The sequence below is a fragment of the Agarivorans sp. DSG3-1 genome (assembly GCF_046774965.1).
GTDB lineage: Bacteria > Pseudomonadota > Gammaproteobacteria > Enterobacterales > Celerinatantimonadaceae > Agarivorans.
Map to the genome: position 1 here is coordinate 2,984,517 of NZ_CP177241.1, position 12,202 is coordinate 2,996,718.

Here is a 12,202-nt window from a genome sequence, read left to right on the forward strand (position 1 = left end):
AATTGGCTAACGTGTCTTAATCTTTGGCAGATTAGTACTGTCTAATTTTCTCAAATGCCGCTTCAATTTTTGCAAGGTCTTTTATTCCCGGAGATTGCTCTACTCCTGAGTTTAAATCTAACCCGGCGGCAGCAAACGCTAATGCGTCTTGAATGTTAGCTGGGCTTATACCGCCAGCTAACATCGCACCTTGACTGTGCTCACCTAATAATTGCCAATCAAAGGTTTGGCCTGTGCCGCCACTTTGGCCTGCGACCTTACTATCGAAAAGTATTTTGTCGGCATTATTAGGAGCACTAGGCAGTTGTTCACTTACGCCCAGCGCTTTCCATACTAAGCTGCTATCAAGTTGCGTTTTTAGTTGTTCAATGTAGCTTTCATCTTCATCGCCGTGTAATTGCACCGCGTGAAGTTGTAACTGATTGGCTATCGTTGCTACGTTACTTACTGAGCTATTTACAAACACACCCACAAAATTAAGCGGAGCGGCTTTCACTAGCTGTTCGGCTTGCCCTAGATCTACACAGCGTGGAGATTTTTCGGCAAAAATTAAACCTCCGTATACCGCACCCGCTTGGTAAACCGCTTGTACATCTTGCTCTCGGGTTAAACCACATACTTTGTTTTCGCCTAAAATGAGCTTACGACAGGCCATATCCACATCATCTTTGCTCATTAGCGAACTACCCACTAAAAAGCCGTTAGCATATTTAGCCAACTCGCGAACTTGTTGATGTTGGTAGATGCCTGATTCTGAAATAATGATTCTATCTTCAGGGATCTGCTTCGCTAGTTCAGGAGTACGGTCTAATGTAATCGAAAGATCGCGCAAATTACGATTATTTATTCCAATCACTTTGGCATTTAACTCTATGGCACGCTCTAGCTCTTGTTGGTTACTCACTTCTGTGAGTACACCTAAGTTGAGTTTATGGGCCACGTTAGCCAATAGGCGATATTCGTTGTCATCCAATACCGACAACATCAACAAAATGGCATCAGCTTTGTAGTAACGCGCAAGATAAATTTGATACTCGTCAATGAAGAAGTCTTTACACAATACCGGTTGCTCAACCTGCTCACGAACTTGCGTAACGTAGTCAAATTCTCCTTGAAAATACTTGGTATCGGTAAGCACTGAAATGGCCGCGGCGTAGTTTTTGTATACGCCAGCAATTAAATCCAAATCAAACTCAGGGCGAATCAAACCTTTCGAAGGAGAGGCTTTTTTACATTCCAAAATAAACTTAGCTGGGCTGCCGCTCAAGGCTTGATAAAAATTGCGCTCGGTGGGCTCAACTTGGTCAATAAAGCTGGCTAAAGGTTGCTGTTGCATACGCTCGGCTAACCAGATTTCTTTATCTGCCACAATCTTGTCGAGAATGGTGGCTTGTTTTTCTAATTGTTGGCTCACTGGCTCATCTCCGCCAATTGGTTTGCTAAGGTCAATGGTCGGCCAGAGGCCATTTCATCTATGGCCATTTGAACGCCTTGGGCGACGCTATCAGCTTTACCCGCTAGTTTTAGAAGCATTGCCACGTTTACTGCTACAGCGGCTTGCTGTGCGGCGGAGGCTTTGCCTTGTAATAGGTCTATGGTAATCGCCTTGTTTTCTTCTGGGGTGCCGCCTTTAATAGCAGCTAAGTCTGCTTGCTCAACCCCAAAGTCAACAGGGTTTAAGGTATATTGTCTAACCTCACTACCATTAATCTCTGCAATTTGAGTGGGGCCGTGTATTGCCACCTCATCTAGGCCAGCGCCATGCACCACCATGGCTTTTTTCATGCCCAGCTGTTGCAGGGTTAGGGCGATAGGTGAAACAAGCGCTGGGTCATAAACGCCCATGACTTCCATAGTAGGGTGAGCTGGATTAATTAGCGGGCCAAGCACGTTAAAAATGGTTCGCGTTTTTAGGGTTTGGCGAACCGGCATGGCATGGCGTACCCCTGCGTGGTATTGCGGCGCAAACAAGAAACACAAACCTAATTCGTCTAAACAGCGGCGTGCTGTTTCTGGTGTCATCTGAATATTGATACCCAGTGCGGCTAATAAATCAGACGAACCTGATTTACTGGATACACTGCGGTTACCATGTTTTGCCACTTTTACCCCAAGGCTGGCTGCCACAAATGCTGAGGTGGTGGATATGTTAATGGTGTTATGGCCATCACCGCCAGTGCCTACAATATCGGCAAAGTCGTAATCAGGACTAGGAAACGGCGCTGCATTGTTTAACAAGGCTTTAGCCGCGCCAGCAATTTCTTGTGGTTGCTCGCCTTTAATTTTTAAAGCGGTAAGTAGTGATGACAATACAATAGGGTCTACTTCACCTTGAATCACTTGACTAAACACTTGCTGTGCTTGCTCGGTGCTAAGGTTTTGTCCTTGATATAGCTGCTCTAAAATAGCCTGCATTACGTTTGCTCCTGCTGTGTTGCCCAGTCTAGGCTGCGGGCTAACAACGTTGCCCCTTCGCTGGTTAAAATGGATTCTGGGTGGAACTGAAAGCCCACGACTTTATCGGCTTCATTAATTATTGCCATTGGCATCTTTTGGTAATGCGCGCTTACTGTTAAACCCTCTGGCATAGAGGTTGCCACGAGAGAGTGATAACGCGCCACCGGCAGTGGGTTGGTAAGCCCTTCAAACATGAGTTTGTTGTCGTGGTCAATGGCCGACGATTTACCATGAACAATTTCATCGGCTTTACCTACCACGCCGCCGTAGCTTTCTACTAGCGCTTGATGGCCCAAGCAAATGCCAATAATGGGCACTTGGCCTTTACACAAATCAATCAGCTCTAACATGCAGCCAGCCTGTTGCGGGTTACCGGGGCCTGGAGAAAGCACTAATACCGGTGGAGTCGGGCTGTCGTCTATATGCTGTTTGATTTCACTGGCGCTCAAATGATTACGGTAAATTCGCACATCTAAACCTTGGCTACGAAACTGATCCACTAAGTTGTAAGTGAATGAGTCAAAGTTATCGAGTAAAAATACACTATGAGTCATGGCTAACGTCCTTCAAAGTAGAGCCGTGGGCGCGGGCAATGGCATTTAATACAGCAGCGGCTTTACTGCGGGTTTCGTCTGCTTCTGCTTGTGGCAATGAATCATACACGACACCTGCGCCAGCTTGAACATGGGCGACCTGATCTTTTACAAAGGCTGAACGAATAACAATACAGCTATCCATGTCACCATTACCTGCAAGATAACCTACCGCGCCACCATAACTGCCTCGGCGTTGTTGTTCTACCGAGCGAATCAGCTCTGCTGCTCTAATTTTGGGGGCACCCACCAAGGTGCCCATATTCATACATGCTTGATAAGCATGCAGTGCATCTAAATCGCTGCGTAAAGTACCAATGACTCGTGATACTAAGTGCATAACGTGGCTATAGCGGTCTACCTTTAGCAAATCGGCTACATGGCGAGTACCTGGCTCACTGATTCTGGCTACGTCGTTGCGTGCTAAATCAACCAGCATGATATGTTCTGCGGTTTCTTTTTTGTCTAAGCGCAGCTCTAGCTCCAAGCGGCCATCTAAATCACGGTTAATTGAACCATCGTCATTAAAACCGCGCTTACGGGTGCCGGCAATGGGGTAAATTTCTACATCGCGGCTGTTTGCAGAATATTTAATGGCGCTTTCAGGGGAGGCTCCAAACAATACAAATTCGCTATCTTGCAAATAGAACATGTATGGGCTTGGATTAGTGATTTTAAGTTCTCTATAAGCCGCTAAGCTATCTGGGCAAGAGAGTTTGAAACTGCGAGAGGGAACCACTTGAAAGATGTCGCCTTGGCGAATGTAGTCTTTCATGGTTTCAACATTTTGGCAGAAATCACGGTCGCTAATATCTGCTTCTATTTTACCTTGGTAGCCACTAAAGTCGGGCTCAGCTTGTTGGTGATTCTCATGTTCACACAGCTCAACCAAATGCGCTAAGCGTTGGTTGATACGCGCTTGTTCATCGTCATGATAGAGCGAACCAATTAAATGGGTTACCTGCTCTTGATGATCAATGAGCAATAAGGTTTCAGCTAGATAAAATTGGTAATCTGGGCAGATGTTAGTGCTTTCGGCTACGTCTTGAAGTTGCTCAAAGCTGGCAATAAAGTCATAGGCAAACACCCCACCAATAAATACACCCTTGTCGTGCTCGGTAAGATCGCCATAAAGGGCAATAATTAATCGCAAAGCATCTACCGGAGAATTTGCTTTTAAACGAGAATCTTCATCTAGGTTAGTGGCTGGGAGAGGGTAGTGCAGAACCAGTTGAGTGGCAGATTGTTGAGTAATAAGAGAAGCGTCGGTTTTGCTCGCTATTGCGGCTATTACTGCTTCACCATTCAGCGAAATAGCAGAGAAGTTTACTTGCCGCCCGGTGCACGTAATCTTTAGCGCCGCATCGGCCAAAATCAAACTCTGTAAATTCTCTTTACTGTCAATTTCTGAAGACTCTAGCAATACGTTGTGCTGGCTTTCTTTACACAATTCTTGATAGAGGCTTAGCGGATCGTGCACATAGCTCGCATCTATCACTTGGTTGTTTAGCTGCACCCTAGGGTGATTACTCATGGTTCGTTACTCCTGGATAAGGCCGTAGCGTAAATATAAAAAAAGCCCGCGTTAAGCGGGCTTTTTGTTGTTCTGTAAAATGTATTGGAAATACAACAACTCACACCCGTTTATTTCGGAGTGCGCCACCACCAAGATTTGTTGGTAAGAAGAAAAGTTGTCATGTTTATCCTAAGTCATTCTGATAAACTAAGTTAACTGTAAATGACATAACCAAGTCAAGAAAAATATTAGGAAATTTAATGCGATTTGATTTGCATTGCCATACTACTGCCTCCGACGGCGGCTTAACGCCAACGGAAATAGTAATGCGTGCTGAAAACATGCAAGTCGACGTTTTGGCTATTACTGACCACGATACAACCGATGGCGTGGCCGAAGCAAAAGCGAGCGCAAAACACCTACAAATTATCGCCGGCACTGAAATATCTACTGCTTGGCATGCCTTTGACATTCATGTAGTAGGTTTAAATCTTGATACCTCAAATTCCCTACTTCAACAGCATTTGCTTGAGCAAAGAGATAAGCGTGAAATAAGGGCTAAAGAGATGAGCCGCCGTTTAGAAAAGGCCGGTATAGATGGTGTTTATAGTGAGGCTAAACGCCTGGCAGGCACTGCGCCTATCACTCGCTCACATTTTGCTAAAGTGTTGATAGAGCGGGGCATAGCCAGCAGTTTCAATAAGGTATTCGATAAGTACTTAAGCCGCGGTAATACCGGCTATGTGCCAAATAATTGGATGAGCATTGCCGAGGCAGTAGCGGTTATTCATCAAGCGGGTGGAGTGGCTGTATTAGCTCATCCAACTCACTATGACTTATCGAATAAGTGGATCCGTAAACTGGTCGCTGAGTTTGCTGATGCTGGCGGAGACGGTATGGAAATAGCCATGCCGCAAATCTCCAAAGACCAGCTGAAGTGGCTTGCTGAATTAGCGGAACAACATGGCCTAAGTGCCTCGCAGGGTTCAGATTTTCATCATCCTTCTCCTTGGCGAGAACTGGGTAGAGGTTTACACTTACCCGAGAAGTGTCAGCCTATTTGGCTACGCTGGCAAAATCAATAATCTGCAAATGCCAATGGGGCATTCGTAATAGCAGGGATCGTTATGAGTCAATTTTTCTATGTACATCCAGACAACCCTCAGCAGCGTTTAATGAAACAAGCTGCTAGCCTTATTAAGCAGGGTGGTGTGGTGATTTATCCCACGGATTCAGGCTATGCCATTGGTTGTCATATTGGTGACAAGGCTGCGTTAGAGCGCATTTGTCGTATTCGTCAGCTAGATAAAAGCCACCATTTCACTTTAATGTGCCGCGATTTGTCAGAATTATCGGAATACGCGCGAGTGGGCAATCAGGCTTACCGCTTATTGCGTAATAATACCCCTGGACCATATACCTTTATTTTTAAGGGAACCAAAGAAGTACCGCGCCGTTTACTAAACCCTAAACGTAAAACTATCGGTATTCGAGTGCCCGACAACAAAATTGCCTTAGCCATGCTAGAAGAGCTTGGTGAGCCGTTAATGTCTTCGAGCTTAATTCTTCCGGGTAATGACTTGACTGAGTCTGATCCGGAGCAAATCCGTGATGACTTAGAACACCAAGTTGATCTCATTATTAATGGCGGCTATCTAGGAGAGCAACCTACAACGGTGGTTGATTTATCGGAAGATGAACCTGAAGTGCTTCGTAGCGGCGCGGGCGACACTAGCCCCTTCGAATAAATGCAAGATAAGCTTTCGCCTACTCAACAGCTAACGCTTGCCAGTGTAAATGGCGAGCCTTGGCTGGATATTCCCGATGACTTGTTTATCCCACCCGATGCTATGGAAGTTATTCTTGAGCAGTTTGAAGGGCCTCTAGATTTATTGCTGTACCTTATTCGCAAGCAAAAACTCGATATAGAACGCTTGCCAGTATTGGCCATTACCCAACAATACATGGAATACATTGAAGCCATGCGTATGCTGAAACTAGAGCTGGCGGCAGAGTACTTGGTAATGGCAGCTTTACTGACAGAAATAAAATCGCGTACTTTGTTGCCGGTTCAAGAGCATGAACAAGAAGAGCTTGATCCGCGTGCTGAGTTAATTAGGCGCTTGCAAGAATACGAACTGTACAAAGACGCGACCGAAAAGGTAGATACACTGCCGCGTCAACAACGCGATACTTTTGATGTTTTGGTGGCTAAACCTGATGAGCTACCGGTGAATGTTATCTACCCAGAAGTAACCATGGATGAATTGCTGCAAGCTATGCGGGGTATTGCTCAGCGAGTGGTTAATTTTGAGCACCACGAGATAAAGCGTGAGAAATTGTCTACACGACAACGTATGAGTGACATTCTTGCTAAATTACAAGCGCATCAATTTGTTGAATTTACTCAACTGTTCTCTTTAGATGAAGGGCGTAGCGGTATAGTGGTGAGCTTCCTGGCGATTCTTGAGTTAGTTAAGGAAGGCTATATTAAGTGCGTACAAAGCCAGCCATTGATGGCGATTCAAGTCATACTCGTTAGTGCGGAAGAAGTATAGATGACAGTAAAACCCAACTTAGTGAAACTAGTCGAAGCTGCTTTGTTTGTTGCTGGCCGGCCACTTAGTGTTAAGGAGCTACAAGCAACGGTATTGGCCGAGGTGGGTTTAGCTCGTACGCAGGTTAATATGATTTTGGAAGAATTAGTGCAACGTTACCAAGATTCTGGCATTGAGTTAGCGGAAACGGCTTCCGGGTTTCAGTTTAAAGCTCGGCAACAGTATGCTCCGCATTTGGCTAATTTATGGGCCGAAAAAGCCCCCAAATTTAGCCGCGCCATGTTAGAAACACTGACCTTAATTGCCTATCGGCAACCTATTACTCGCGGTGAGATTGAAGCTATTCGTGGGGTTGCGGTGAGTAGCCATATCATTAGCGTGCTTAAAGAACGTCATTGGATCCGCAGTGTTGGCCATAAAGAAATACCCGGCAGACCTACCTTGTTTGCTACCACTAACAACTTCTTAGATTACTTTGGTTTGAAAGATCTGGCTGATTTGCCAGAATTAGATCAATCTTTACTTGAAAAACTGCCGCAAGACTTTCAGACTTAGCGCACTTTATCATTCGGATAAGAAAAATGAGTGAAAAACTTCAAAAAGTCCTGGCCCGTAGCGGTTTAGGCTCACGTCGTGAGATGGAAGCTGTAATAGACGCAGGGAGAGTTAGCGTAGATGGGGCTATCGCCAAGTTAGGCGACCGCATCGAAGAAGGGGCAGAAGTTAGAGTGGATGGTCGAGTTATCGACATTCAGAAAGTGGAAGATACTATTTGTCGAGTACTGGCTTACCACAAATCAGAAGGTGAGATCTGTTCTCGAAGCGACCCTGAAGGTCGTGAGACGGTATTTGACCGCTTGCCACGCTTACAACATGGTCGCTGGATTGCCGTAGGTCGTTTAGATATTAATACCTCTGGTCTGTTGTTGTTTACAACCGATGGTGAATTAGCCAACCGCTTAATGCACCCAAGCTTTGAAGTTGAGCGTGAATATGCCGTGCGTGTATTTGGTGATGTAAATGACGAAGTCATTCAAACGTTACGCAGTGGTGTGGAACTAGAAGATGGTCGTGCTGCGTTTACCACGGTAAGGCGTCAAGGCGGTGAAGGTATCAATCAGTGGTACTCGGTAACCTTAAGTGAAGGCCGAAACCGCGAAGTGCGTAGAATGTGGGAATCACAAGGCATGCAGGTTAGCCGTTTGATTCGAGTACGCTATGGTTTAATTCCATTACCTAAAGGTTTGCCTCGCAGTGGCTGGCAGGAAATGCCATTAGAGCAAGTTAACTATTTGCGTGGTTTGGTGCAGTTAAGCAAAGAAGAGAATACTGTTATTAAGATTGATGACAGAGTGCGTAGTAGCCAACGTATTAGAAAGTCAGTACGAAAGCATCGCTCACGTACCCAAAGCCAAGCGGCAAAAAGAAGACGCTTAAAATAACAGTACATGTAAAAAAGCTCGCTAATTAGCGAGCTTTTTTATTGCAGAAGGAGTTAGTTAGCGAATATGGGCCCAGCCCCGCTAGACCACAGAATTACCGTTGAGATAAGTACTGTCACTAACATCACTAAGCCTACGGTAACTAAACTACTGGCGAAGATGAATCCACGCTCTTCAGGGATATGCATAATAATTGGTACTCCCGTGTAGAGTAAGTAGATAGCGTAAGTAACGCCTACTAAGCCTGCCACCATAACAAACCAAGGTTCAGGATAGAGCGCTGCAAAGCCCACCATATACACTGGTGTAGCAACGTAAGCTGATAGTTCTAGAGTTTGTTGATAAGTGGTATCGGTATTAAAGGTTTTTGCCATCCATAACGCAGCATAAGCTAGGCACAATACCACCGTAACCAATGCGGCATACATCGCCACAGACATAAACACCGCACTTTCACTGGTGAGAGAGAAGCTATTTGCTCCTACTTTCCAGCCAATATGTACCGTAGAAAAGTAACCACAAATGGCAGGAATTAATGCCATTAATAATAAGTGAGATAAGCTCGCTCCGATCCCTTCGTGGTGCTTATCAATGTCTTGCCATTCTTCTTTTGTATGTGAAGCTAGTCCCCAAACATGACTAAATAACATAGGCGCATCCTCGCAAAATTAACATTAGTGCAACATTAATAATTAAGTTATGCGTGATGACTGCTAAGTCGTCAAGTAGTTTATAAAATAAACAAATCGGCTTTGGCGGTGCTTAATGATTGATTAGGCTAGGTTTTGCGCTATTTTTATAACAAATGGCAATAGCAAAGCGCGAATGCTTAATGTTGATTTTATTGACCAAGCTCAAGCTTCTGAGCCTGACCATTCGCGGTTAAAACTAAACCGTTGGTATCAACACTTAATATGCTCATTTGTTGATACCAATCGCCTAATACTACACGGTATTTGGTACCGCTTAATGCTAGCTGGTGGATCTCTGGGCGGTGGGTATGCCCATGAATCATGTAGTCAATTGGCTGCTCGGCAAAACGTTGCTCAACGGCTTGTTGGTTAACATCCATAATACCCAATGATTTACTGGTATTCGCTTGTTTACTTTTACTGCGAATTTTATTGGCAATGCGTTGCCGAACAAACAAGGGCAGTAGTAAAAACAGTCTTCTTAACCAAAGCTTTTGAGTGACTTCGCGGTATTCTTGATAACCAACATCGTCTGTACACAGGGTATCACCGTGAAGAATGAGCACTTTTTTGCCGTATAAATCAACAAGTTTCTCTTCTTCGAGTAAGGTCATGCCACAGCGTTTAGCGTAGGCTTTGCCAACCATAAAGTCTCGATTACCATGAATGAAGTAACTAGGTACGCCAGAATCGCTTAGGGCTTTTAAGGCTAATTCTACTTGTTTAGCAACGGGCGTTTTATCATCGTCACCAATCCAAAACTCAAACAAGTCGCCTAGTATGTAAAGTGCGTCGGCTTTTGGGGCTTGTTGCTCAATAAAGTCTAGAAAGGCCCGAATGATATCGGGCCGATCGTCACTAAGATGTAAATCCGCAATAAAATAGGTTAGCACCTAAGCTTATTCCGCAACACTTACAGATTTAATAACCACTTCTTCTAGTGGTACATCAGAGTGAACGTAACCAAAGTTGCCGGTATCTACACCTTTAATTTTGTTTACTACGTCCATCCCTTCAACCACTTCAGCAAATACGCAGTAACCCCAACCTTCGGTAGTTTCTGCTTTAAAGTCCAAAAAGGTATTGTCATTCACGTTAATGAAAAACTGAGCAGAAGCCGAATGAGGATCCATGGTGCGTGCCATTGCTAAAGTACCGGTTTTGTTTGATAAACCGTTGTTCGCTTCGTTTTTAATTGGCGCATTGGTTTCTTTTTCTTCCATGCCAGCAGCGAAACCACCGCCCTGAACCATGAAACCGTCAATAACACGGTGGAAGAGAGTGTCAGTGTAAAAACCGTCGTTTGCATAAGCTAAGAAGTTTTTAGATGTTTCAGGCGCTTCTGCAGTGTTTAATTTAACAACGATATCGCCAAAGTTTGTGTGTAAAGTAACCATTTTTTCAGCCTTTTTTGGTAAGTGAACCGATTCTAAACTTTCCCATGCGCAGTGACTAGTCACAGTGCTTAAATCGGCTGTTTTTCCTTATCGGCGATGGTAGAATAGCCAGCTTAAGAATTTACCCGTAGATGGAACAGGAAAACAAATAGATGTTACAGATATACAATACCTTAACCCGCAAGAAACAAGCTTTTAAACCTTTAGAAGAAGGGAAAGTGGGTATGTATGTTTGTGGAGTGACCATTTACGATTACTGCCATATTGGCCATGCTCGCACCTTCGCCGCTTTCGATACCGTAGCTCGTTACTTACGTTGGTCAGGCTATGAATTAAATTTTGTACGTAATATCACTGATGTTGACGACAAGATTATCAAGCGTGCGGCTGAAAATGGCGAAAGTTGTGAAGCGCTAACAGAGCGTTTTACCGATGCTATGCATGCCGACTTTGACGCTCTAAATATGCTACGCCCAGATATAGAGCCTCGGGTAACCACCCACATGCCTGAAATCATAGAGGTAATCGAGAAATTGTTAGCTAATGGTCACGCATATGTAGCGGATAGTGGTGACGTATTGTTTGAAGTGAATACTTTTGCTGACTATGGAAAGCTGAGCTTGCAGAACCTTGAAATGCTGCAAGCAGGCGCGCGGGTAGAAGTCGAAGAAGATAAACGTAACCCCTTGGATTTTGTGCTGTGGAAAAGCGCTAAGCCGGGCGAACCAATGTGGGAATCGCCTTGGGGTGATGGTAGACCTGGTTGGCATATAGAATGTTCAGCAATGAACATGAAGCACCTTGGCGATGTTTTCGATATTCATGGTGGTGGCTCAGATTTAGCCTTTCCTCATCACGAGAACGAAATCGCCCAGTCTTGCTGTGCCCATAAAACCAATTATGTGAACTATTGGATGCACTCGGGCATGGTGCAAGTAGACAAAGAAAAAATGTCGAAATCCTTGGGTAACTTCTTCACCATTAAAGATGTGCTAGAAGTGTACGATCCGGAAACGGTGCGTTACTTCTTATTGTCTGGTCACTACCGCAGCCAATTGAACTACTCAGAAGATAATCTTAAGCAATCTCGCTCTGCACTAGAGCGTTTATATACCGCTTTACGCGGAGTTGAACTGCAAGATATTGCCGGAGAAAAGGCCGAAGTTTACCGAGCGCAATTTAAAGCGGCGATGGACGATGACTTTAATACGCCAGAAGCCTTACCAGTATTGTTTGAGTTAGCCAAAGAGATTAACCGTGTTAAAGAGAGCGATGTGAAGTTGGCTGGGCAATATGCCAGTTTGTTACTTGAGTTAAGCAGCGTACTAGGTGTTCTTAACCAAGACGTAGATAGCTTTTTACAAGGCGGACACGATAGCGAAGTAGCTGAGATTGAAGCATTGATTGTTGCCCGTAATGAAGCCCGAGCTAACAAAGATTGGGCTGCCGCAGACATTGCGCGTAATCGCTTAAGTGAAATGGGCATTGTGCTAGAAGATGGAGCGGGCGGAACTACTTGGCGTAAGGCTTAAATAAAGTATTCAAAC

13 protein-coding genes are annotated in these 12,202 nt (G+C 44.7%); 6 read left to right on the plus strand and 7 right to left on the minus strand.

The window, feature by feature from the left end:
• Positions 1-31 precede the first annotated feature (31 nt).
• Genes trpCF through ACLD71_RS13895 form a run of 4 tightly spaced genes read right to left on the minus strand, consistent with a single transcriptional unit; the run spans position 32 to position 4,584 of the window.
• Positions 32-1,414: a bifunctional indole-3-glycerol-phosphate synthase TrpC/phosphoribosylanthranilate isomerase TrpF gene (trpCF, locus tag ACLD71_RS13880; RefSeq protein WP_137675348.1), complete on the minus strand. Its 1,383-nt coding sequence runs from the start codon at positions 1,412-1,414 to the stop codon at positions 32-34.
• Positions 1,411-2,415: an anthranilate phosphoribosyltransferase gene (gene trpD / locus ACLD71_RS13885; protein WP_137675349.1), complete on the minus strand. Its 1,005-nt coding sequence runs from the start codon at positions 2,413-2,415 to the stop codon at positions 1,411-1,413. The genes trpCF and trpD overlap by 4 nt, the downstream gene beginning before the upstream one ends.
• Positions 2,415-3,011: an aminodeoxychorismate/anthranilate synthase component II gene (locus ACLD71_RS13890; RefSeq protein ID WP_137675350.1), complete on the minus strand. Its 597-nt coding sequence runs from the start codon at positions 3,009-3,011 to the stop codon at positions 2,415-2,417. The genes trpD and ACLD71_RS13890 overlap by 1 nt, the downstream gene beginning before the upstream one ends.
• A complete protein-coding gene (locus tag ACLD71_RS13895) occupies positions 3,001-4,584 on the minus strand; it encodes an anthranilate synthase component 1 (protein ID WP_137675351.1) in 1,584 nt (527 codons plus the stop codon). The genes ACLD71_RS13890 and ACLD71_RS13895 overlap by 11 nt, the downstream gene beginning before the upstream one ends.
• A 242-nt stretch (positions 4,585-4,826) precedes the next feature.
• On the opposite strand from ACLD71_RS13895, the gene rnm reads away from it, so the two are divergent.
• Genes rnm through rluB form a run of 5 tightly spaced genes read left to right on the plus strand, consistent with a single transcriptional unit; the run spans position 4,827 to position 8,566 of the window.
• Entirely contained in the window at positions 4,827-5,651 is an 825-nt protein-coding gene (rnm, locus tag ACLD71_RS13900; protein WP_137675352.1) for an RNase RNM, read from the plus strand.
• Between the two features lie 42 nt (positions 5,652-5,693).
• Positions 5,694-6,314 carry an L-threonylcarbamoyladenylate synthase gene (locus ACLD71_RS13905; RefSeq protein ID WP_137675353.1) on the plus strand — a complete coding sequence of 207 codons (621 nt, stop codon included), beginning with the start codon at positions 5,694-5,696 and terminating at the stop codon, positions 6,312-6,314.
• Positions 6,315-7,124, plus strand: a complete 810-nt coding sequence (locus tag ACLD71_RS13910) for a segregation and condensation protein A (protein ID WP_411991059.1) — start codon at positions 6,315-6,317, stop codon at positions 7,122-7,124.
• Entirely contained in the window at positions 7,125-7,679 is a 555-nt protein-coding gene (gene scpB / locus ACLD71_RS13915) for an SMC-Scp complex subunit ScpB (protein ID WP_411991060.1), read from the plus strand.
• A gap of 26 nt (positions 7,680-7,705) precedes the next feature.
• Positions 7,706-8,566 (plus strand): 23S rRNA pseudouridine(2605) synthase RluB, encoded by an 861-nt coding sequence (gene rluB / locus ACLD71_RS13920; RefSeq protein ID WP_137675356.1) that lies wholly within the window; start codon positions 7,706-7,708, stop codon positions 8,564-8,566.
• Positions 8,567-8,619: 53 nt separating this feature from the next.
• Here the strand turns inward: rluB and ACLD71_RS13925 are convergent, their stop codons facing one another.
• The 3 genes from ACLD71_RS13925 to ACLD71_RS13935 all read right to left on the minus strand — a co-directional run bounded on the left by ACLD71_RS13925 (position 8,620) and on the right by ACLD71_RS13935 (position 10,655).
• Positions 8,620-9,216, minus strand: coding sequence for a Yip1 family protein (locus ACLD71_RS13925; protein ID WP_137675357.1), 597 nt, complete (start codon positions 9,214-9,216; stop codon positions 8,620-8,622).
• 191 nt (positions 9,217-9,407) lie between these two features.
• Positions 9,408-10,151: a UDP-2,3-diacylglucosamine diphosphatase gene (gene lpxH, locus ACLD71_RS13930; protein WP_411991061.1), complete on the minus strand. Its 744-nt coding sequence runs from the start codon at positions 10,149-10,151 to the stop codon at positions 9,408-9,410.
• A gap of 6 nt (positions 10,152-10,157) precedes the next feature.
• Complete coding sequence (locus tag ACLD71_RS13935) at positions 10,158-10,655, minus strand: peptidylprolyl isomerase (protein WP_411991062.1); 498 nt, start codon at positions 10,653-10,655, stop codon at positions 10,158-10,160.
• 152 nt (positions 10,656-10,807) lie between these two features.
• Here ACLD71_RS13935 and cysS point away from each other — a divergent pair, with 152 nt between their 5' ends.
• Positions 10,808-12,187 (plus strand): cysteine--tRNA ligase, encoded by a 1,380-nt coding sequence (cysS, locus tag ACLD71_RS13940; protein ID WP_411991063.1) that lies wholly within the window; start codon positions 10,808-10,810, stop codon positions 12,185-12,187.
• Positions 12,188-12,202 lie beyond the last annotated feature (15 nt).

Excerpts from the sequence above, each read along its gene's own strand:
- ACLD71_RS13935 (WP_411991062.1), bottom strand. The coding sequence starts at position 10,655 with ATGGTTACTTTACACACAAACTTTGGCGATATCGTTGTTAAATTAAAC.
- rluB (WP_137675356.1), top strand. The coding sequence starts at position 7,706 with ATGAGTGAAAAACTTCAAAAAGTCCTGGCCCGTAGCGGTTTAGGCTCA.
- scpB (WP_411991060.1), top strand. The coding sequence starts at position 7,125 with ATGACAGTAAAACCCAACTTAGTGAAACTAGTCGAAGCTGCTTTGTTT.
- ACLD71_RS13925 (WP_137675357.1), bottom strand. The coding sequence starts at position 9,216 with ATGTTATTTAGTCATGTTTGGGGACTAGCTTCACATACAAAAGAAGAA.
- ACLD71_RS13890 (WP_137675350.1), bottom strand. The coding sequence starts at position 3,011 with ATGACTCATAGTGTATTTTTACTCGATAACTTTGACTCATTCACTTAC.
- trpD (WP_137675349.1), bottom strand. The coding sequence starts at position 2,415 with ATGCAGGCTATTTTAGAGCAGCTATATCAAGGACAAAACCTTAGCACC.
- rnm (WP_137675352.1), top strand. The coding sequence starts at position 4,827 with ATGCGATTTGATTTGCATTGCCATACTACTGCCTCCGACGGCGGCTTA.
- ACLD71_RS13895 (WP_137675351.1), bottom strand. The coding sequence starts at position 4,584 with ATGAGTAATCACCCTAGGGTGCAGCTAAACAACCAAGTGATAGATGCG.
- ACLD71_RS13910 (WP_411991059.1), top strand. The coding sequence starts at position 6,315 with ATGCAAGATAAGCTTTCGCCTACTCAACAGCTAACGCTTGCCAGTGTA.
- ACLD71_RS13905 (WP_137675353.1), top strand. The coding sequence starts at position 5,694 with ATGAGTCAATTTTTCTATGTACATCCAGACAACCCTCAGCAGCGTTTA.
- cysS (WP_411991063.1), top strand. The coding sequence starts at position 10,808 with ATGTTACAGATATACAATACCTTAACCCGCAAGAAACAAGCTTTTAAA.